This is a genomic window from Kutzneria buriramensis, from assembly GCF_003387475.1.
In the GTDB taxonomy this organism is placed as follows: Bacteria; Actinomycetota; Actinomycetes; order Mycobacteriales; family Pseudonocardiaceae; genus Kutzneria; species Kutzneria buriramensis.
The window spans coordinates 55058-75669 of record NZ_QUNO01000012.1 but is presented as its reverse complement, the minus strand read 5'-3'; the positions used below and the strand labels follow the sequence as shown (position 1 = coordinate 75669).

Here is a 20612-nt window from a genome sequence, read left to right as displayed (position 1 = left end):
GCTCTGGGTCTCTAACGTTGGGAGCCGACTCAGCCGGCAAGGTTTCGGCGCAGCAGGTCGAGCTGGCCGGCGACGCTGCCGTCGATGACCTCGTCCCCGACCTTGACCACGAGCCCGCCCCGCACCGTCGGGTCGATCTCGACGTGCGGCACGACCTGGCGGCCGTAGATCCGCTGCAGCGTGGCGGCCAGCCGGTCCACCTGGGCGGCGGTCAGCTCGACGGCGGACCGCACGTAGGCGACCGACCGCTCGCGGCGCCGCGCGGCGACCGCGGTGAGCTCCTCGAGGCCGGCGACGATGTCGCGGCCCCGCGGGGCGGTCACCAGCTGGCGGACCAGGATCTCGGTGACCGGCTCGACCTTGCCGGCGACCAGCGAGTCGACCAGCGCGGCCTTGCCGGCGGCGTTGCCGCCGCTGGCTCCGAGCACCTGGGCCAGCTCGGTCTGGCCGGCGATGATCCGGCCCAGCCGGAACAGCTCGTCCTCGACCGCGTCCAGCCGGTTGGCCCGTTCGGCGCGCACCAGCAGCGCGGTCCGGGCCAGCGACTCCAGGCCGTCCAGCAGCTCGCGGGCGCTGGACCAGCGGGCCGCGACGGCCGCCGACAGCACCTTGAGCGTGCCCTCGCCGACCTTGGCCCCGAGCAGCCCGCGCACCAGGCCCTCGCGGGCCTGCGGGTCGGACGAGGGGTCGGAGACGGCGCGGCGCAGCGCGTGCTCGTCGATCAGCAGCCGGACGACCGCGAACAGCTCCTCGCCCAGCGTCACCAGACCCTGGTCGTCGGCGCCGTCGATGACGTCCAGCAGCCGCAGCTCGGCCGCCGCGAGCGCCTCACGACTTGCGGCGTGCATCAGCTCTCTCCCTTGCTCGCGACCAGCGACGGCTCGGCGGCCGCCGCGTCACGGGCGGACATCGCGTCCAGCTCGTCCAGGAACCGGTCGACGGTGGCGCCGCGGGCGCCGGCGTCGGCCAGGTGCTCCTCGACCAGGCGGTTGGCCACCTCGACCGCCCGCTGACCGAGGTAGGCGTGCAGCTCGCGCATCAGGTGCTGGCGGCGGTTGGCGAGTTCCTCCTCGCCCCGCAGCCGGATGCGCTCGACCTCGCGGTCGGCCTGCGCGCGCATCTCCTCGACGATCCGCTGCGCGTCCGCACGCGCGTTGTCGCGGATCTTCGCCGCTTCCTCGCGTGCTTCCACCACCGCGTCGCTGTACTTGGACTTCGCGACGGCGAGCCGCTTCTCGGTCGCCTCGGCCCGTTCGATCTGGGCCTTGATGGCCTGCTGCTGAGCCTTCATCGCCTTGCTGGCCGGCGGCACGATGTACCGCACGACGAACAGGACGATGATCGCGAACGCGACGAGCTCAGCGATGTACTCGATTACGCCCATCAGCCGTTCCCCTCCAGCTCGCCGAGAATGCGGTCGACGTTGGCGTTGCTCCGCGCCGCCGGGGTGAGCTCGCCGCCGACGACCCGCCCGGCCAGCGCCGTGGACAGCTCGCCGACATGCGTGCGCAACTCGGCGACGACCTGGGCGCGCTGCGCGGCGAGCTGCTCGTCGCCGCGCTGCACGATCTGGTCGGCCTCGGCCTGGGCCCGCTGCCGCATGTCGTCCAGGATGCGCTGGCCCTCGGCCCGCGCGGTGTCCCGGATGGCCGCGGACTCGGCACGGGCCTCGGCCAACGCCTCGTTGTACTTCGCCTCGGCCTGCTCGAAGGTCTCCGCAGCCTGCCGCGACTGCTCGGCCTCCTTGCGGACCATGTCCTCGCGGTCCTTCAGCGCCTTCTGCACGGGCGGCAGCACGAGGCGCCAGATGACCAGCAGAACGATGACGAAGATGATGAGCTCGCCAATGAGGGTGCCGTTGGGAAGGAGAAAGTTGTCTCCAGCCGCGAGAACCTCGTTCCGCATGAAGATCAGGCCCCCGGCTGGGAGAAGATGATCAGGGCCATGAACGCCAGGTTGATGAAGTACGCGGCCTCGACCAGACCGACGGTGATGAAGAACGGCAGGAACAGTCGACCCTGCGCCTCCGGCTGGCGGGCCACACCGGCGATGAACTGGCTACCGGCGACACCGTCACCGATACCGGCGCCGATCGCGCCGCCACCGAGGATGAGACCGCCACCGATGTAGGCGCCAGCGGTGATGATGGCGCTGTTGAGGTCAGCCATGACTCTCCTAATCGAAATATTTCTTTGATGCCTGTGGTGAACGTCAGACTAAACCAAGCGAGAAGCCGGTCGGATCAGTGGTGATCCTCCGCCAGCTCCATGGACTGACTGAAGTAGAGAATGGTCAGCAGGGCGAAGATGAATGCCTGGATCAGACCGACGAACAGGTCGAAGAGCTTCCAGATCACGTTCGGCGCCCACAGGATGTACGGCGGGAACATCCCCATGATCAGCGCCACCATGATGGTGCCGCCGAACACGTTGCCGAAAAGTCGCAGCGAGAGCGAGATCGGCTTGGAGAGCTCCTCGACGATGTTCAGCGGCGCGAGCGCGCTGACGTGGCCCTTGGCCAGCTGCACCAGGTGCTTGCCGGCGCCGCGGCGCCGGGCGCCCGCGACGTGGTACCAGACGAACACCAGGATCGCGAGGGCGTAGGTGAAGTTGGTGTCCGAGGCCGGCGGCGGCAGCAGGTCGTGCCCGCCGATCTGCACCGGCAGCACGGCGATCCAGTTGGCGATCAGGATGTAGAGGAACAGCGCCAGGGCCAGCGGCACCACGAAGGGCGCGACCCGCAGGCCGATCAGGTTCTCCACCTGCTGCCGGGCGGCGCTGGTGATGGTCTCGAAGAACAGCTGGACGCCGCCGGGCACGCCAGCGGTGATCTTGGCCCGCAGCATGAACGCGAGGCCGATGATCACCAGGGCGGCGACCGCGCTGGCCAGCAACGTGTCCCCGTTGAAGGTCAAGCCGAACAGCTCGAAGCGGTACAGGTGCTGCCCGACCTCGATCTGAGACGCGGCCACATTCTGCGTCATTGCTGGCGAAGCCCCTTCACTGCCGACGCCGACGTACTGGCGATGATGATGAGCTGGAAGACCGCGAGGCCGAGGAAGATTCCGATGCCGTCCGGCCGGATGAACAGGCCGATGCCGAGCGCGATCGCGGTGATGATGGCGAGCCGGCCGAGCGCGGAGAAGGCGAGCGCCTTCTTGCTCGGGTTCTCGGTGACCGTCACCTTGCCGACCGAACGCTGGACCAGGCGGGTGTTGAGCAGGCCGAGCCCGAGGCCGACGACGCCGAAGACGCCCATCAGGATGTGACCCAGCAGACCCGACACGACAAGTGCCAGGACTCCCATCGCGGCCGCCATCAGGAACGGGCGGCGCATGTCGATGACACGCTGGACGTGGATGGGAGTTGGCGACGCAGCTTCCCCGGCTGACATGCTTTTCCCCTTGAACCTCATTGTTTCAGGAACTTGCGCAGCTTGGCGTACGCGTAGAGCCATGCGCTGGCCATACCCGTGGCCAAGCCGATGAAAACGAAGACCGGAGTGGTGTGCAGGAGGGAATCCAACCACCATCCGAGTCCCACTCCGCCGACGACCAGGACCACGACCGTGGAGCCGAGAACGATCAGGCTCGCCACGCTCGGGCGATCACTGGGCTGTCTGGCGGACATGACGGACGGCTGTCGCTATCCGGCGAATCGCGCGGAGAGACGATGATCAGTCAAGGGCAGCTCCTCGTCGTAGCGGCGCCGTCCGAGCTTTGTGTCGGCCGTGACCTCGGGTTTCCGATCGGTCACTGGGTCGGCAGGTCCCCGTCGTTCGGAGACACGGCGAACGCTACCACAGCGTACGGACGCCACTGCCACGGGCCCTAAGAGACGGGCTCGTGGTGCGTCCAGCGAGTCTGCAACCCCAAGGACTATACGCGCGCACGCAAGTTCGGGTTCGTTAAATCCCTGGGCAGCCTTGACAATTCGCCCGATATGGACCTAGTTGCTGCGGGCGGCCGCGCGGGCCGCCTTCAGCCGGGGCACCGCCGACACCCCCAGCGCGAGCAGCAGACCTGCGGCGACGCCGAACACCACGACCTCCACCGGGGCGAAGGCCAGGGCCACTGCGCCGAACGCGAGCAGGCCGGCCCACAGGTAGATCAGCAGCACCGCGCGGCGCTGCGAGTGGCCGATCTCCAGGAACCGGTGGTGCAGGTGCATCTTGTCGGCGTGCCCGATGCTCAGGCCCTTCCTGGTTCGCCGGATGATCGCCATGATCAGGTCCAGCAGCGGCACGAACAGCACCGCCGCCACCACGATCAGCGGCGTCAGCAGGGCGATCAGGTCGCGCGGGTCGGCGGCCGAGTAGTTCAGGTCGCCGGCCTGGGCGGTGCTGGCCGCGGCCAGCATCAGGCCGATCAGCATCGAGCCGGAGTCGCCCATGAAGATCTTGGCCGGGTTGAAGTTGTGCGGCAGGAACCCCAGGCACGCGCCGGCCAGCGCGGCCGAGATGAGCGCCGGCGGGTAGAGGTGCGCGTCGCCGCCGCGCTGATTGAGCAGCCCCAGGGAGAAGGCGCAGGTGGCCGCGGCCGCGATGAAGCCGATGCCCGCGGCCAGGCCGTCAAGGCCGTCCACGAAGTTCATCGCGTTGACCATCGTGACGGTCAGCAGCATGGTCAGCAGCGCGCCCTGGCTCGGGCCCAGGATCAGCACCGAGCCGAGGCTGTTGTTCGCGCCGTCCCACGGCACCCAGAACGTCAGCCACTGCACGCCGAACAGCACCAGGATGCCGGCCGCGGTGACCTGGCCGGACAGCTTGGTCAGCGAGTCCAGCTCGAACCGGTCGTCGATCGCGCCGACCAGCGTGATCAGCAGGCCGGCGAGCACCACGCCCCACGGCGCCAGCGAGTACGTGTACGCGACACGCAGCACCGGGAGCTGGTGCGCGAGAAGCATCGCCGCCAGCACGCCGGCGTACATCGCCAGCCCGCCCATCCGCGGGATCGGCGTGACGTGCACGTCGCGGGCGCGCGGGTTGGCCACCGCCCCGAGTCGGATCGCCACCATGCGGACCAGTCCGGTCAGCAGGAACGTCACCGCGGCGGCGGTGAGCCCGACGAGGAGGTACTCCCGGACGGGCAGCAGACCGGCCGCCGGGGTTGGCAACTGGGTACCCACGGCGTGCTGTCGCTCCTTGCTTGCTCGCGGCGACGGAATGAAGAGGCGTCTACAACGCTACCGCCAACCGTGTGGCAACCCGCCCTGGGGCTAGTTGATCACTGACGTCGTCACTTGGTGACGACGTCCTCGCCCAGCACCTCGTTCAGTTCCGCGACGGTGACCGCGCCTTCCCGCAGCACCACCGGCTTCGCCCCGGTGAGGTCCAGGATCGTCGACGCCACGCCCTTGTCCGCGGTGCCGCCGTCCAGGTACACAGCGACCGAGTCGGCCAGCTGCGCCTGCGCGTCCTGGGCCGTCGTCGCCGGCGCGTGGCCGCTGCGGTTCGCGCTGCTGACGGCCATCGGGCCGACTTCGCGCAGCAGCTCGATCGCCACCGGGTGCAGCGGCATTCGCAGCATCACGGTGCCGCGCGTCTCGCCCAGGTCCCAGTTCAGCGACGGGGCGTGGTTGAGCACCAGCGACAGGCCGCCCGGCCAGAACGCCTCGATCAGCTGGCGGGCCTGCGTGGGCACCGAGAAGACCAGGCCGTCGATCGTCGACCAGGAGCCGACCAGCACCGGGATCGGCATGTCCGGGCCGCGACCCTTCGCCTCCAGCAGCGACCGCACCGCCGCCGGGTCGAAAGCGTCACAACCGATGCCGTACAGGGTGTCGGTGGGCAGCACCACCAGGCGGCCTGAGCGGACCGCGCCGGCCGCGGCGGCCAGCCCCGCTTCACGGCTGTCCTGGCGACTGCAGTCGTAGACAGTGCTCACGCGCAGATCTTATGCCGCGCGTTCCGCGCGGAGCTCGGCCGCTCGTGACCGGTGCCTCGCCCTTGCTGGATTTCGACCGCCGCATCGGCTTGGTGGTGGGTGCGTCGAGTGGCGGCGATCGAAATCCAGCAACCGTGCGAAGCACCGGCGCGGCCGAGCGATTCCCGGGTTGCCGGCTGTTGGGGGCCGTGCCGGGTTACCGGCTCAGGGCGCGGAGTTGCCAGCGCTGCCTTCGGTACTGGTACACCGCGTAGAACACCGCCGCCGCGCCGATCACCAGGCCGGCGACGACGAGGGGCCAGCTGCCGAGCAGGCCGCCGACGATGATCGGGGCGACGCCGAACAGTGCGGCGACCAGGCCGAGGAAGGCGACCGGCTGCGGCGCGGTCCAGATCCAGGTCTGCCCGGACTGCACCTCCTCCAGCAGCGCGCGGCCGGCGGCGAGCAGCTCGGCGTCGTCGGTGCCGGACAGCGCCACCCGCCGCGCCAGGGCGTCGCACTGGGCCAGCTGGTCGGCGTCGCCGATGAGCAGCCGGCCGTCGCCGGTCTCGGTCCGCACCTCGACGGTCCGGGCCAGCAGCGCGACGGCGAGGTAGTAGCCGATGACCGGATCGCCCTTGCGGGTGCGGGCCAGCACGTCCAGTTCGGCGACGGCGGTCTCGGCCTGACCCGTCGCGGCCCGTACGAGCGCGAGCCCGAGCACCGCCAGAATGGACAGCGGGGCGACCAGCAGGGCCCGCTGGAACTGGGATTCGGCGGCGGGCCAGTCCCGCCGCGCCACGGAGACGTCCCCGAGCGCGACGTAGTCGTTGCCGTCGCCGCGAACCCGGCAGGCCTCCTCGAACAACCCCTGCGCCCCGGCCAGGTCGCCGCCCTCCATGGCCTGCCAGCCCTGCGCGAACGGGTCCTCCGGCCGTGACGACCGCAGGCCCGTCGGCACGAGTCGCCACTTGGTGGAGATGTCCTTCCACTCCCGGCTGGCCTGCCACTCGTTGCCCATCCGCGGCCCTCGCTCAGTACGCTTGTCGACGGCTCGCATTCTTCCGGACGGGGAGGGCCGTGCGCACTCCACTACAGCTGGCGCTGGTCGCGGCGGTGGGCTACCTCGTCGCGGGCGGCCTGATCGGCGTGGCCCTGCTGGCCGCGCACGGCAGCACGGCGATCGCCGGCACGCCGGGGGCCGTCCCCGCGCCCTCGTCCTCCGCGCCGGCCGGGCCGCCGGCGGGATTCCAGCAGGTCAGCGGCCCGAACGGGCTGGTCACGGTGATCCCCGACGGATGGAAGACCAGCTCCATCCGCAACGGCTTCCAGGCCGACGACCCCGCCAACGGCGGGGCCAGCGGCCGCTTCGTGCGCTACCAGGGCGTGGCCGGCGACGCCGACCTGTTCACCTGGCTCACCGCCTACGAGAAGCAGTCCTGGTCCACCCAACCGGGTTACCAGCGCGTCCAGATGACGCAGCAGAAGTTCCGCGACGACCCGGCCGTGCTGTGGGAGTTCACGTACACCCTGAACGGCCAGCCGCGGCACGTGAAGATCCTGTACTGGAACGCCGACGGCACCCAGTACGACGTCTACGCCTCCGCGCCCGCAGCCAACTGGGCGCAGACGTCGCCACTGTTCGACACCATGGTCGCTAACTCCGCAGTGCGGTAGCGAACCTCGGGCGACCGACCAGGTCCGGGTGCTCCTGGACGTCGGTCAGCACTCGCCGGGACGCCAGCAGCGCCGGCACGGACTCGCCCTGGGTGTCGTCGTGCTCGATGGCGACGCCCCCGCCGGGCACCAGCAGGCGAGCCGCCAGCGCGACCACGTGCCGGATGACGTCGAGGCCGTCGCCGCCGGAGAACACCGCCTGCGCCGGATCGTGGTCGGCGACCTCCGGTGGAACCACGGTTCCCATTGGCACGTAAGGGGGATTGCACAGCACGAGGTCGACGGAACCGTCCAGTTCGGACAGTACGCCGGGGGCGGTGACGTCCGCGGCGTGCAGCCGGATCGGGGTGTCGCCGGCGGTGACCTGCTTGTCGGCGTTGCGGCGCGCCCACGCGAGGGCGGACCGGTCCATCTCGACGGCGTGCACGACGGCGTCGGGCCGGGAATGCGCCGTGGCCAAGGCAAGCGCGGCCGAACCGGTGCACAGGTCGACCACCAAGGGTCGAGATTTCCCTTGCAGGTGACGCAATCCCCAGTCGAGCAGCAGCTCGGTCTCCGGCCGCGGGATGAACACGCCGGGGCCGACGTCCACAGTGATCGGTCCCAGCGGGGCCCAACCCAGCAGGTGCTGCAAGGGAATCCGCTTCGCCCGCTGGTGCACGAGCTTGCCGATGCCGTCGACCACCTGCGGGTCCACCAGCGGCACCAGCGGCAGCTTCATCCGCTCCACGCCGACCACGTGCGCGGCGATCTCCTCGGCCTCGTACCGCGCGCTGTCGATGCCGGCCCCGGCCAGGATCCGCTCCGCGTCGAGGATGGCCAGCCGGAGCGGCTGCCGGTGGCGCACGTCAGCCATTGCCGCCCACCCCGGCCAGCCGCTCCGCGCGGTCGGCCTCGGCCAGCGCGTCCAGCAGAGGGTCGAGCTCGCCGGTGAGCACCTGGTCCAGGTTGTGCGCCTTGTAGTTGATCCGGTGGTCGGAGATGCGGTTCTCCGGGAAGTTGTACGTCCGGATCCGCTCCGACCGGTCGACCGTGCGGACCTGGCTGCGGCGGTTGGCCGACGCCTCCAGCTGCGCCTTCTCCTCGGCCAGGGCCTGGAGCCGGGACTGGAGCACCTCCATGGCGCGGGCCTTGTTCTGCAGCTGCGACCGCTCGTTCTGGCAGGACACCACGATGCCGGTGGGCAGGTGCGTGATGCGCACCGCCGAGTCGGTGGTGTTGACGCTCTGGCCGCCGTGCCCGGACGAGCGGAACACGTCCACCCGCAGGTCCTTCTCGTCGATCTCGATCTCGACGTCCTCGACCTCCGGGTACACCAGCACGCCGGCCGCGGAGGTGTGGATGCGGCCCTGCGACTCGGTGACCGGCACGCGCTGCACGCGGTGCACGCCGCCCTCGAACTTCAGCCGCGACCAGACGCCGTCGAGGTCGTTGGTCTTCGACTTGAACACGAGCGTGGCGTCCTTGAAGCCGCCGAGGTCGGAGTCGGTGGCGTCGAGCATCTCGGCCTTCCAGCCGTGCTTCTCGGCGTAGCGCAGGTACATCCGCACCAGGTCGGAGGCGAACAGCGCCGACTCCTCGCCGCCCTCGCCCGACTTGACCTCCATGACGACGTCGGACGAGTCGTGCGGGTCGCGCGGCAGCAGCAGCTCGGTCAGCCGCTGCTCGAGCTCGGGCACCCGCGCTCGCAGCGCGTCGGCCTCGGCGGCGAACGCCGAGTCCTCGCCGGCCAGTTCGTCGGCGGCGGTGATGTCGTTGTGCACCTGCTCCAGCTCGCGGATGGTGCGGGCGACCGGCGTCAGCTCGGCGTAGCGGCGGCCGAGCTTGCGGGCCGTCGCCTGGTCCGCGTGCACCGAGGGGTCGGCGAGCCTCACCTCGAGGTCGTCGTACTCGGCAAGCAGCGCGTCTAGGGCCTCAGCGACGGGTCTGGTCACACCGTCTAGTTTGCCTAACGGCCCGAGCTCCCACCCGATCGGGCCAGCGCGACCGCCTCCAGCTGGGAGCCGACCTCCAGTTTGGCCAGGATGGACCGGATCTGGCTGCGCACCGTGGCGACCGAGACGACGAACTCCTCGGCCACCTTCGCGGCCCGCTGACCTGCGGCGAGCCGGTCCAGCACCTCGCGCTCGCGGGTGGTCAGCCGGTCCAGCAGCCGGGTCCGGTCCTGGTCGCCGCGGGCGAGCTCGACCAGCTCGCGGCGCTCCTGCTCGGACAGCATCGACCGGCCGGCGGCGGCGTTGACCGCGGCCTGTAAGAGCTGCTCGAACGGCGCGGTCTTGGACACCCAGCCGATCGCCCCGGCCACGATCGCGGCGGCGATGCGGTTACGGCTGGACGACCCCGTCACGACCAGCACCTGCCAGCCGGCGGCGCGCAGCGGCATCACCAGATCGGCGCCGTCCACGTCGAGGCCGAGGTCCATGTCCAGCAGCGCCAGGCCGCGCTCGCCGGTCTCCGCCTCGGCCAGGATCACCGCCTCGGACGTCACCTGGCTGCGGCGGGCCGGGAAGCCCTGTCCGCGCAGCGCCAACACCAGGGAGGTGGCCACGATCGCATGATCGTCGATCACCAGAACGGGTGGCTTCATCAGCGTCCCGCGGGCACGGCCAGCGCCGCGACGGTGCCGTGCCCGTCGTCGGCCGGACGCAGCGACAGCGAGCCGCCGGACGCGCCGACCAGCTGCTGGCTCAGGTGCAGCCCGAGCCCGCTGCCGCCGCGCGAGCGGTCGTGCACGCCGCGGCGGAACACCTTGCCGCGCACCTCCGGCGCGAGGCCGGGGCCGTCGTCGCGCACCTCGACCTGCACGCTGCGGCCGTTCGAGCGGGCTTTGACCAGCACCTTCGCCCCGGGCGCGTGCCGCTCGCAGTTGGCCAGCAGGTTGGTCACGACCTGCGCGAACGCGTCGGCGGGCATGGTCGTGCGCAGGCCGGGTTCGACGTCCAGCTCGACGTCCAGGCCGTTGGTGCGGCGCAGCGTGACGATCCGGGTGAGCACCGGGTCGACCGCGCAGCCCATCGGCTCGGCGCGCTGGTCGAGCAGGTTGCGCAGGCGGCCGATCTCCTCGCGGACGGCCTCGCTGAGCATCTCGCGGTCGTCGTTGCCGACGTTGCTGAGCACGTGGGTCATGCCGTCCAGGCCGGCGAGCACGTTGTGCAGCTCGTGGTCCAGCTCCGCGATGCGGTCGACCCGCAGCTGCGAGGTCTGCCAGCGCTCACGCAGCCGGCGGGCCAGCGCGGCGCACATGATGATCGCGCCGCACAGCCGCAAGCACGCGCCGCCCAGGCCCACGTTGCCGGTCTCGCGCAGGATCTGGGCGGCGAAGACCAACACCATGCCGGAGCCGATGCCGTAGGCCATCGGCACGCGGTTGCGGATGCCGTACGCGATGTAGGTCAGCGTCATCACGGCCCACGCCACCACGACGAAGTAGTTGAGCCAGCCGGCGGTGGCCGCCGCGTCCAGCGGTGGGACGGCGTTGATCGTCACCGCCATCGCGATGCTCACGCCGATGCCGAGCAGGCCGCCCTGCCAGCCCGTGGTCCACGTCGGCTGGCGCGGCGCCAGCGCGCAGGCCAGCAGCACGAGGAAGATCAGGCCGCCGCTGAGCCGCAGCAGGCCCGTCAGGTGCTGGGAGCCCGGGGTGGTGAACGCGATGATCGTCGACGGGAGCGCGACCAGCGCGTAGACCGTTACGGCGGCGGCCAGTCCGGCGATACCTCTGCTGTCGTCGATCCTGGCCAGCACGAACGCCATCACGGCGCCACACGCGGTGATACCGGCGACCGCCACGACCAGCATCAGCTGGCCCGGCTGGTCCGGGATCACGGCGCGGGCCGGCGACAGGTTGACCGCGATCGTGGCCACCACGGCTATCACGACCGGGATCCGGACAGCCGGTATTCGCGTCAACCAACCCTGCCCTGTCATGCGCAGCCCCCTGCCCACAACGTCGGCGCGGTCGTGGGAGAGCGACCGCCTTTGTGATGATTCAACCAACCGGCCTATCGACCGACCGGCCGGACGTGTTATCCGGATTTCGGGTATGAATCTCGGTCACCGAGAGGTCGCGCTTCTCGTTACCCGGCAACCACTAGCGCGGGAATACCCAATTTTGACGATGAGCGGGCCGGGCCGCCAGGGGCAGTCTTGGTGGCGTCGCACCCCGCCGGGGTCCGGGAGAGCCCCCGGTGGGGCGATGCAAGACCGTGGCGGCGCAAGTAGCCCCCAGCCTGCGCCGCCACGGCGCACCGCCACATTCCCAGCACGAACCTCTGTGGCACGAACGCGCCCGTGTCGGGGCGGGCAGGGTCCGGTGTGTACCCCCAGTTCACCGGGCCACACGCGAGAGGGCCCCACAGCCAGCGGCTGCGGGGCCCTCTCGACGCTTGCGGGGTCTGGGGTCGTCCCCCAGAAACAACGAACGGGCGATCATGTCCGCGCGGTCTGCGGACATGGGTCCACCCGAGTCCGTTCTTGGTCAGCTCACTTCTTGCGCTTGCCGTAGCGAGCCTCGAAGCGGGCGACGCGACCACCGGTGTCCAGGATCTTCTGCTTGCCCGTGTAGAACGGGTGGCAGTTGGAGCAGACCTCGACGTGGATCGCACCGGAGGTCTTGGTGCTGTGGGTGGTGAAGGTGTTGCCGCAACCGCAGGTCACGGACGTCTCCACGTACTCCGGGTGAATGCCGGCCTTCATCGTGCTTGTTCCTCTCATCGGCGGCCGCCGGGTCCCCGTGGCTGGTGCGGTGGGGTGAACCGGAGCCTGACTCGGCCATCCATTCTGCCAGATGGCCCGACACCTGCATGAACAGGGCCGGGGGCTCGTTTGTTCCCGGCGACCACTCACCGCTGGCCGCGGCCCACTGAGCGCAGCCGATGGGCCTTCCGCCGACCTCACCCACCCGCCGAATGGCCCATTCGCCACACTGTGCCCCGTGCCGTGCGCGTTGGAGGCCTGCTCGCCGGCGCGACCGCTGCCGGTCGCGCTGTGGCTGGCCGTGCCCCTGCTGTTCACGGCGACCGTGCTGGGCCTGCTCGGCGGCGCGAGCCTGCTGCTGGGCGTCGGGGACGGCACGGAGCCGGTGTCGGCGGTGGTGTTCGGCGCGGCGGCGGCCGTGACGGCGGCGCTGCACGCCGGGGCGCGCTGGGGCCGGCATCGGCGGCTGCGCCGGATCGCGCTCGGCTACCCGGCGCTGGTGCTGGCCGGCGGCGTCGCGCTGAGCTGGCTGGCGGTTCCCGACCTGGTCGCGGTGGCCGTCGGCACGCCGGCGGCGATCATCGCGGTCACCGCGTGCGTGTGGGAGCACCAACTTTCGTCTGATCACGGGGCGTGACCTGCCGGTCCCGTTTCCGGTCACGGCAACGAGCGATGACGTGTCTTCGGTCACGCCCATAGCGTTGTCCCCAGGTCGTCAAGACCCAACTCGTTGAGGGGACACATCGTGAATTCCTTTCTGCGCACCGCGGCCAGGGCGGCGTTGGCCGTGACCCTGTCCGTCACGGCGCTGGGCGCCGTCCCGCTGGCCGAGGCCTCCGCCGCGCCGGCCGCCGTCGTCGCCCCGATGTCGGCCGGCGACGGCACCGCCGCCGGCGCCGTGGCCTGGTACAAGGCGCACAACGGCAGCACCGCCTACCAGGGCCACTGCGAGAAGGCCGCCGAGCTCGCGTACGGCACGGACTACGTGTGGGCCTCGGCCGACGCGCACTGGGCGGGCGCCTCCCCCAAGCACGTTGGCGACCACAACCCGCCGCTGGGCGCCTTCGTGTACTGGAACATCAGCGCCTACGGCCACGTCGGCATCTCCGACGGCGCCGGCGGCTTCTGGGCCACCAGCGTCAACGGCAGGATCGGCCACGTCACCAAGGCCATGGGCGGCTACAACTACTTCAACAACTACCGGGGCTGGACCCCGCCGGCCCGCCCGCACCAGTGAGCCAGCGGGACCGCCGGTCCCGCCGCCGGGGACCCCACGCTCCCCCGCATGGGGGTTCCCACACATGAGAAGGGGCCCCGTCCTGAACTTCAGGACGGGGCCCCTTCCGTGTTTTTGCCGCGCGGACCGGTCAGTCGTCGGTGCCGTTGCTGCCCGGCGTCGTCTTGGCCACCTGCATCAGGAACTCGATGTTGGTACGGCTCTTGCGCAGCCGGTCCAGCAGCAGGTCGATCGCCTGCTGGCTGTCCAGGGCGTGCAGCACGCGGCGCAGCTTGTGCATCACGGCCAGCTCGTCCGGCGGGAGCAGCAGCTCCTCCTTGCGGGTGCCGGACGGGTCGACGTCGACGGCGGGGAAGACCCGCTTGTCGGCGATGCGCCGGTCCAGCTTGAGCTCGGCGTTGCCGGTGCCCTTGAACTCCTCGAAGATGACCGTGTCCATGGTCGAACCGGTCTCCACCAGCGCGGTCGCGAAGATGGTGAGCGAGCCGCCACCCTCGATGTTGCGCGCGGCGCCGAGGAAGCGCTTCGGCGGGTAGAGCGCGGTCGAGTCGACACCACCGGACAGGATGCGGCCCGAGGCCGGCGCGGCCAGGTTGTACGCGCGGCCGAGACGGGTGATCGAGTCCAGCAGCACGACCACGTCGTGCCCCATCTCCACCAGGCGCTTGGCCCGCTCGATGGACAGCTCGGCCACGGAGGTGTGGTCGCCCGGCGGGCGGTCGAAGGTGGAGGCGATGACCTCGCCCTTCACCGACCGCTGCATGTCGGTGACCTCTTCCGGACGCTCGTCGACGAGGACGACCATCAGGTGGCACTCGGGGTTGTTCGTGGTGATCGCGTTGGCGATCGACTGGAGCACCGAGGTCTTGCCGGCCTTGGGCGGCGACACGATCAGCGCACGCTGCCCCTTGCCGACGGGCATCACCAGGTCGATGACGCGCGTGGTGAGGATGTGCGGCTCGGTCTCCAGGCGCAGGCGCTCGTTGGGGTAGAGCGGCGTGAGCTTGGTGAACTCCGGCCGGTTGCGCACCTGGTCGGGCTCGAGGCCGTTGATGGTGTCCACGCGCACCAGCGGGTTGAACTTCTGCCGCTGCTGCTCGCCCTCGCGGGGCTGGCGCACCGCGCCGGTGATGTTGTCGCCGCGGCGCAGGCCGTGCTTGCGCACCAGCGACAGCGAGACGTACACGTCGTTCGGGCCGGCCAGGTAGCCGGACGTCCGCACGAAGGCGTAGTTCTCCAGCACGTCCAGGATGCCGGCGACGGGCAGCAGGACGTCGTCCTCGCGCACCTCGGTGTCGCCACCGCCGCCGCCCTGGCCGCGCTCGGCGCCGTCCCGGCCGCGCCGGCGGTCGCGGAACCGACGGCCGCGGCGGCCGCCGCGCTCGTCGTCGTCGTCCTGCTGGCGGTTGTCCGGCCGGTTGTTGTTCTGCTGCCGGTCGCCCCGGTCACCCCGGTCCCGCTGGCGGTCACCGCGGTCGCCCCGCTGGTCACCGCGGTCCCGCTGCTCGGCGCGGTCGTGCTGGCGCTCGCCCTGCTGACGGTCGCCCTGCTGGCGCTCGGACCGCTCCTGGCGCTCCTGCTGCTGCGGGCGGTCGCCCTGCTGCGGCTGCTCGGAGCGCTGCTCGGCGCTGTCGGGCGCACCCGCCGGACGGCCGGCGGCGCGGCGGCGGCGGTTGTTGCGGCGGCCGCCCTCCTCGTCACCCTGCCGTGGCGCGGGCGCGGTCTCCGCGACCGGCTCGGCCGCCGGCGCGGCGGCCTCGACCGGCGCGGCCTTCGCCTCAGCGGCAGGCTTGTCCTTCTTGGCCTCGGTGGCGCGGGCGGGCTTCTCGGCGGTACGGCGGGCCGGCTTCGACGCGGTGACACCGGTCAACGGCAGCTCGGCGGTCTCGGCGCGACCGCCGGAAGACCCCTGGCGCTCCTTGATCGCGGCGATCAGGTCGCCCTTGCGCATGCCCGCGGTGCCGCTGATGTTGAGTTGACCGGCGAGCTCGCGCAGTTCCGCGAGCACCATGCCGGACAGTCCTGCGCGGCGCTTCGTGGTGGTCAGCGGGGTCTCCTTGGATTCGGTACGGGGGGCAGGAGCCGAGTCCTGCGGGGAACCCGGCGCGGCGGACACCGCGTCGCTGCCCAAGAGATCGGTGTTGCTCACACATGTCCTTCCTGACCGGTCCGAGCCTCCTACTTGGACCAGCTGCGCCGTCCCGACTGCTGAACGGCGCGGTTGCCCGTGAGCGGGCGGAAAGCCGCGAACACGGGACTTGTCGGTCACCACAGCGGCCGGGTATCCCGCCAGACGTCGATTGGTGACGTTAGATCGGGAGATGCGTACCGGGACGAGTGCCCGGGCACGACACCGGCGCCCGTGCGCTCGGTGACTGATCTACCCTGAGGGTAGACGGCCCACCGCCGGGGTGCAACAACTGGCCCCCGGCGTGGCGTCAGCGTGTGCAACACCTCCCACCTGGACTTTGTTCCGAAATCAACCGATCGGCCGAACCTGTACGCCGTCCCGGTCAATTTCCAGCCGGTGCGCGTCGAAGCCGGTCAGATCCACCGCCGGCGGCACCTCGCGATCGCCGCTGACCAGCGTGAACACCGTCGGGCCGGCGCCGGACACGGTGGCCGGGAAACCGGCCGCGCGCAGCTCCTCGACGACACGGATCGTGTCCGGCCAGGCCGGTTCGCGATACCCCTGGTGGAGCCGATCCTCCGTGGCGGGCAGCAGGAGTCCCGGGTCCTTCGTCACAGCGTGCACCGCCAGGGCCGCCCGCCCGGCCGCGAACGCGGCGTCAACGTGCGGCACCTGCGCGGGCAGCAGGCCGCGCGTGGTCTTCGTGGACGACTCGATGGCCGGGATGAACACCATGGCGTGCAGGTCGGCGTGCGGTTCGAGGCGAACGGCCCGGTAGCACTGCCCCTTCTCGCCCTCCGACCACGCCAGCACCAGCCCGCCGAGCAGGCTGGCGGCCGCGTTGTCGGCGTGTCCCTCGAACTCGGCGGCCAGCTGCAACGCCCGGTCATCCAAGGTCTTTTCGGTCAGCGCGTAGCCGGCCGCGACGCCGGCGACCACCGTGGCCGCCGACGAGCCGAGGCCGCGGGAGTGCGGGATCGCGTTGCGGCACCGGACAATCAGCCCGTCCGGGGCGCCGTCGACGGCCCGGATCGCCCTGACCAGCAGGTGTTCCTCGGTCAGCGGGACCTGTCCCGCCCCCTCACCCCGCACTTGCACGTCCAGGCCGGACTCCGCCGCCTCGACGGTGACCTCGTCGTACAGGCCCAGGGCCAGCCCGAGCGCGTCGAAGCCGGAACCCAGGTTGGCGGTGGACGCCGGCACCCGGACGTGAACCGCCCTCACACCAGCTCCAGGGCGTGCGCCACCGCGCCGGGCTCCACCGGCAGCACCTCGACCTCCGGCAGCCCCTTCAGCGCCGTGTCCGGATCCTTCAGCCCGTGACCGGTCACGGTGCACACCACCGTGGATCCCTTGGGCAGACGGCCATCCGCGGCCGTCAGCAGCAGACCGGCGACGCTGGCCGCGGACGCGGGCTCCACGAAGACGCCCTCGCGCGAGGCCAGCAACCGGTATGCGGCAAGGATCTGGTCGTCGGTGACAGCGTCGAACAAGCCGCCCGACTCGTTACGCGCGTTCACCGCACCGTCCCAGGACGCGGGACTGCCGATGCGGATCGCGGTCGCGATGGTCTCCGGGTTCTTCACCGGCTCGCCGTGCACCAGCGGCGCCGCGCCGGCCGCCTGGAAGCCGAACATCCTTGGCGCGGCGGCGATGACGCCGTCCTTCGCGTACTCGGTGTAACCCTTCCAGTACGCGGTGATGTTGCCGGCGTTGCCGACCGGCAGCAGGTGGATGTCCGGCGCCCGGCCGAGCACGTCGCACACCTCGAAGGCGGCCGTCTTCTGGCCGTCGATGCGGATCGGGTTGACCGAGTTCACCAGGGTGATCGGGTACTCCGCCGCGGTCTTGCGGGCCAGCTCCAGGCAGTCGTCGAAGTTGCCGTCCACCTGGAGGATGCGGCAGCCGTGGGCGACCGCCTGGGCCAGCTTGCCGAGCGCGATCTTGCCGCTGGGCACGAGAACCGCGCAGGTGAGCCCCGCCTTGGCCGCGTAGGCCGCCGCGGACGCTGAGGTGTTGCCGGTGGACGCGCAGATCACCGCCTTCGAGCCCTGCGCCACGGCGAGGCTGATCGCGGCCGTCATGCCGCGGTCCTTGAACGAGCCGGTCGGGTTCGCGCCCTCCACCTTCAGGTAGACGCGGCAGCCGGACAGTTCGGACAGGTGCCGCGCCTGCACGAGGGGCGTGCCGCCCTCGTGCAGGGTGACGATCTCGGCGTCGGCCGGCAGCGGGATGCGATCCCGATAGGCGGCGATGATCCCCGGCCAGCCGGGCCTGACCGCTGTGATCATGACTCTTCCCCTTCGACCCGCATCACGCTGACGACGTCACGGACCACCGGCAGCCCGGCGATCTTGTCCACGGTGCCGCGCAGCGCGGCGTCGGAGGCGGCGTGCGTGACCACGACCAGGCTCGCGTCCACCGGACGGCCCTCCTGGCGCACCACCGCGATGCTCACGTCGTGCTCGGCGAACACGGCCGCCACCTGCGACAGCACGCCCGGCCGGTCGGCCACGTCGAGGCTGATGTGGTAGCGGGTGCTGGCCTGGCCCATCGGGCGCACCGGCAGGTCCGCGTACGCCGACTCGCGCGGCCCGCGCCCGCCGGCGACCATGTTGCGGGCCACCGCGACCAGGTCGCCGAGCACCGCGCTCGCGGTCGGCGCGCCGCCGGCGCCCTGGCCGTAGAACATCAGCTGGCCGGCGGCGTCGGCCTCGACGAACACCGCGTTGAACGCGCCGCCGACCGAGGCCAGCGGGTGGCTGTTGGGGATCATCGCCGGGTGCACGCGGACGGCCACCGACTCGACGCCGTCGTCGTCGGAGACCCGCTCGCAGATCGCCAGCAGCTTCACGGTACGGCCCAGCGCCCGCGCCGCCGCGATGTCCGCGGAGGTGACCGCCGAGATGCCCTCGCGGTGCACGTCCCCGGCGGTGACGCGGGTGTGGAAGGCCAGCGAGGCCAGGATCGCCGCCTTGGACGCGGCGTCGAAGCCGTCCACGTCCGCGGTCGGGTCCGCCTCGGCGTAGCCGAGGCGGCTGGCCTCCTCCAGCGTCTCGCCGTAGCCCGCGCCGGTGGCCGACATCGCCGACAGGATGTAGTTCGTGGTGCCGTTGACGATGCCCATCACGCGCGTGATCCGGTCCCCGGCAAGGGATTCGCGCAGCGGGCGCAGCAGCGGGATGGCGCCGGCGACGGCCGCCTCGAAGTAGATGTCCGCGCCGGAGGCGTCCGCCGCCGCGTACAGCTCGGGGCCGTGCTCGGCCAGCAGCGCCTTGTTCGCGGTGACCACGGACTTGCCGGCGCGCAACGCCTTCAGCAGCAGCGAGCGCACCGGCTCGATGCCGCCGATGACCTCGACGACGATGTCCACATCGGACTCGACGAGCGAGTCGGCGTCGGTCGTGAGCAGCTCCGCCGGCACCTCGCGGTGCTTGTTCGGCCGGCGCACCGCGATGCCGGTCAGCTCGACGGGAGCCCCGATCCTGGCCGCGAAGTCGTCCGCCTGGTCGGTGAGCAGCCGCGCCACCTGGGTGCCGACGGTGCCGCAGCCGAGCATCGCGACCTTGATGGGTTTCACTGCTATGCCTCCAGGCGGAACAGGTCGTCCTCGGTCTCCCTGCGCAGCAGCAGCCGGCTTTCGCCGTCCTTGACGGCGACGACCGCCGGCCGCGGCAGGCGGTTGTAGCCGCTGGCCATCGCGTAGCAGTAGGCGCCGGTCGCGGCCAGTGCGAGCAGGTCTCCGGGGGCGATGTCGCCGGGCAGCCAGCAGTCGCGCACGACCACGTCGCCGGCCTCGCAGTGCTTGCCCACCACGCGCGACATCGTCGCCGGCACGTCCTCGTCGACGCGGCGCGACACCAGCCGGCAGTCGTAGACGGCGTCGTAGAGGGCGGTGCGGATGTTGTCGCTCATGCCGCCGTCGACGCTGACGTAGCGGCGGACGGCGCCGCGGTCCAGCACGACGTCCTTGATCGTGCCGACCTCGTACACGGTGACGGTGCCGGGGCCGACGATGGCGCGGCCCGGCTCCACGGCCACGCGCGGCACCGGCAGGCCCTCGTTCACGCACTCCTTGGCCACGATCTGGCGCAGCTGCTCGGCGAGCTGGGCCGGCGGCGGCGGGTCGTCGTCCGGCATGTACGCGATGCCGAGGCCGCCGCCGAGGTCCACAGTGGACAGCTCGGCCAGCGCGTCGTCGCCGTGTTCGGAGTGCAGATCGGAAAGCAGCCCGATCACGCGGTGCGCGGCGATCTCGAAACCGTCGGCGTCGTAGATCTGCGAGCCGATGTGGCTGTGCAGACCCACGAGCTTGAGGCCCTCGGCCTTGAGCACCCGGCGGGCCGCCTCGGCGGCGTCGCCTCCGGCGAGCGAGAAGCCGAACTTCTGGTCCTCGTGCGCGGTGGCGATGAACTCGTGGGTGTGCGCCTCGACGCCGACGGTCACGCGGATCATCACGGCCTGCCGGACGCCGTGGCGGCGCGCCACCTCGTCCAGGCGGGCGATCTCCACGAACGAGTCCAGCACGACCACGCCGACGCCGGCGGCCACCGCCTGCTCCAGCTCGGCGGTGGACTTGTTGTTGCCGTGCAAGGCGATCCGCTCCGGCGGGAAGTCCGCGCGCAGTGCGATGGCCAGCTCGCCGCCGCTGCACACGTCCAGCCCGAGGCCCTCCTGGGCGACCCAGCGGGCGATCTCCACGGACAGGAACGCCTTGGAGGCGTAGTGCACCAGCCCCGGGTCGCCGAAGGCCTCGGCGTGCGTGCGGCAGCGCGTGCGGAAGTCGTCCTCGTCGACCACGAACAGCGGCGTGCCGTACTGCTCGGCCAGGTCCCGCACGTCCACGCCGGCGAGCTCGACCACGCCGTCCTCGCGGCGGCGCGCGCCCAGCGGCCACACGTTCGCCGGCAGCGCGTCGATCTCGTCCGAAGTGGACGGTTGCGGTCCTGCGGTGTTCGCCGGCACCAACACGTCGGCGTGACGTGGGCCGGCGGGATGTGCGCGCATCG

23 protein-coding genes are annotated in these 20612 nt (G+C 71.3%); 3 read left to right on the top strand and 20 right to left on the bottom strand.

Annotated features, from left to right (window positions below; genetic code table 11):
• Positions 1–29: 29 nt before the first annotated feature.
• The 10 genes from BCF44_RS32160 to BCF44_RS32115 all read right to left on the bottom strand — a co-directional run bounded on the left by BCF44_RS32160 (position 30) and on the right by BCF44_RS32115 (position 6884).
• On the bottom strand, positions 30–848 hold the full coding sequence (locus tag BCF44_RS32160; protein ID WP_116178196.1) for a F0F1 ATP synthase subunit delta: 819 nt from the start codon (positions 846–848) through the stop codon (positions 30–32).
• Positions 848–1384, bottom strand: coding sequence for a F0F1 ATP synthase subunit B (atpF, locus tag BCF44_RS32155; RefSeq protein WP_116178195.1), 537 nt, complete (start codon positions 1382–1384; stop codon positions 848–850). The genes BCF44_RS32160 and atpF overlap by 1 nt, the downstream gene beginning before the upstream one ends.
• Positions 1384–1905, bottom strand: coding sequence for a F0F1 ATP synthase subunit B (locus BCF44_RS32150; protein ID WP_116178194.1), 522 nt, complete (start codon positions 1903–1905; stop codon positions 1384–1386). The genes atpF and BCF44_RS32150 overlap by 1 nt, the downstream gene beginning before the upstream one ends.
• A gap of 5 nt (positions 1906–1910) precedes the next feature.
• A complete protein-coding gene (locus BCF44_RS32145; protein ID WP_116178193.1) occupies positions 1911–2168 on the bottom strand; it encodes a F0F1 ATP synthase subunit C in 258 nt (85 codons plus the stop codon).
• A gap of 74 nt (positions 2169–2242) precedes the next feature.
• Positions 2243–2983 (bottom strand): F0F1 ATP synthase subunit A, encoded by a 741-nt coding sequence (gene atpB, locus BCF44_RS32140; RefSeq protein WP_116178192.1) that lies wholly within the window; start codon positions 2981–2983, stop codon positions 2243–2245.
• Positions 2980–3393: an ATP synthase subunit I gene (locus tag BCF44_RS32135; RefSeq protein ID WP_211353308.1), complete on the bottom strand. Its 414-nt coding sequence runs from the start codon at positions 3391–3393 to the stop codon at positions 2980–2982. The genes atpB and BCF44_RS32135 overlap by 4 nt, the downstream gene beginning before the upstream one ends.
• Positions 3394–3410: 17 nt before the next feature.
• Positions 3411–3596 (bottom strand): AtpZ/AtpI family protein, encoded by a 186-nt coding sequence (locus BCF44_RS32130; RefSeq protein ID WP_170217860.1) that lies wholly within the window; start codon positions 3594–3596, stop codon positions 3411–3413.
• A 351-nt stretch (positions 3597–3947) separates the two neighbouring features.
• Entirely contained in the window at positions 3948–5126 is a 1179-nt protein-coding gene (locus BCF44_RS32125; protein ID WP_379799258.1) for a glycosyltransferase family 4 protein, read from the bottom strand.
• A gap of 110 nt (positions 5127–5236) precedes the next feature.
• Positions 5237–5884: an L-threonylcarbamoyladenylate synthase gene (locus BCF44_RS32120; protein WP_116178190.1), complete on the bottom strand. Its 648-nt coding sequence runs from the start codon at positions 5882–5884 to the stop codon at positions 5237–5239.
• A 196-nt stretch (positions 5885–6080) separates the two neighbouring features.
• A complete protein-coding gene (locus tag BCF44_RS32115) occupies positions 6081–6884 on the bottom strand; it encodes a hypothetical protein (protein WP_116178189.1) in 804 nt (267 codons plus the stop codon).
• A 59-nt stretch (positions 6885–6943) separates the two neighbouring features.
• Between BCF44_RS32115 and BCF44_RS32110 the strand changes: the two genes are divergently transcribed.
• Entirely contained in the window at positions 6944–7540 is a 597-nt protein-coding gene (locus tag BCF44_RS32110) for a hypothetical protein (RefSeq protein WP_116178188.1), read from the top strand.
• On the opposite strand, the gene prmC is transcribed toward BCF44_RS32110, so the two are convergent.
• The 5 genes from prmC to rpmE form a co-directional block, all read right to left on the bottom strand.
• Positions 7521–8396 (bottom strand): peptide chain release factor N(5)-glutamine methyltransferase, encoded by an 876-nt coding sequence (gene prmC, locus BCF44_RS32105; RefSeq protein WP_116178187.1) that lies wholly within the window; start codon positions 8394–8396, stop codon positions 7521–7523. The genes BCF44_RS32110 and prmC overlap by 20 nt on opposite strands.
• Positions 8389–9474 (bottom strand): peptide chain release factor 1, encoded by a 1086-nt coding sequence (prfA, locus tag BCF44_RS32100; protein ID WP_116178186.1) that lies wholly within the window; start codon positions 9472–9474, stop codon positions 8389–8391. The genes prmC and prfA overlap by 8 nt, the downstream gene beginning before the upstream one ends.
• A gap of 14 nt (positions 9475–9488) precedes the next feature.
• Positions 9489–10127 (bottom strand): response regulator, encoded by a 639-nt coding sequence (locus BCF44_RS32095; RefSeq protein ID WP_116178185.1) that lies wholly within the window; start codon positions 10125–10127, stop codon positions 9489–9491.
• Complete coding sequence (locus BCF44_RS32090) at positions 10127–11416, bottom strand: sensor histidine kinase (protein ID WP_147328711.1); 1290 nt, start codon at positions 11414–11416, stop codon at positions 10127–10129. The genes BCF44_RS32095 and BCF44_RS32090 overlap by 1 nt, the downstream gene beginning before the upstream one ends.
• 606 nt (positions 11417–12022) lie before the next feature.
• A complete protein-coding gene (gene rpmE / locus BCF44_RS32085) occupies positions 12023–12235 on the bottom strand; it encodes a 50S ribosomal protein L31 (protein WP_116178183.1) in 213 nt (70 codons plus the stop codon).
• A gap of 238 nt (positions 12236–12473) precedes the next feature.
• On the opposite strand from rpmE, the gene BCF44_RS32080 reads away from it, so the two are divergent.
• Entirely contained in the window at positions 12474–12872 is a 399-nt protein-coding gene (locus tag BCF44_RS32080; protein ID WP_170217859.1) for a hypothetical protein, read from the top strand.
• 108 nt (positions 12873–12980) lie between these two features.
• Entirely contained in the window at positions 12981–13472 is a 492-nt protein-coding gene (locus tag BCF44_RS32075; RefSeq protein WP_170217858.1) for a CHAP domain-containing protein, read from the top strand.
• A gap of 130 nt (positions 13473–13602) precedes the next feature.
• On the opposite strand, the gene rho is transcribed toward BCF44_RS32075, so the two are convergent.
• From rho to lysA, 5 genes are all read right to left on the bottom strand, one after another.
• A complete protein-coding gene (rho, locus tag BCF44_RS32070) occupies positions 13603–15621 on the bottom strand; it encodes a transcription termination factor Rho (RefSeq protein ID WP_116178181.1) in 2019 nt (672 codons plus the stop codon).
• 330 nt (positions 15622–15951) lie between these two features.
• Positions 15952–16827: a homoserine kinase gene (thrB, locus tag BCF44_RS32065; protein ID WP_116178180.1), complete on the bottom strand. Its 876-nt coding sequence runs from the start codon at positions 16825–16827 to the stop codon at positions 15952–15954.
• Positions 16824–17894: a threonine synthase gene (gene thrC / locus BCF44_RS32060; protein ID WP_116178179.1), complete on the bottom strand. Its 1071-nt coding sequence runs from the start codon at positions 17892–17894 to the stop codon at positions 16824–16826. The genes thrB and thrC overlap by 4 nt, the downstream gene beginning before the upstream one ends.
• Positions 17891–19189 carry a homoserine dehydrogenase gene (locus BCF44_RS32055; RefSeq protein WP_379799320.1) on the bottom strand — a complete coding sequence of 433 codons (1299 nt, stop codon included), beginning with the start codon at positions 19187–19189 and terminating at the stop codon, positions 17891–17893. Before BCF44_RS32055 ends, thrC begins: the two co-directional genes overlap by 4 nt.
• On the bottom strand, positions 19186–20610 hold the full coding sequence (lysA, locus tag BCF44_RS32050; protein ID WP_116178178.1) for a diaminopimelate decarboxylase: 1425 nt from the start codon (positions 20608–20610) through the stop codon (positions 19186–19188). Before lysA ends, BCF44_RS32055 begins: the two co-directional genes overlap by 4 nt.
• Positions 20611–20612: the final 2 nt, after the last annotated feature.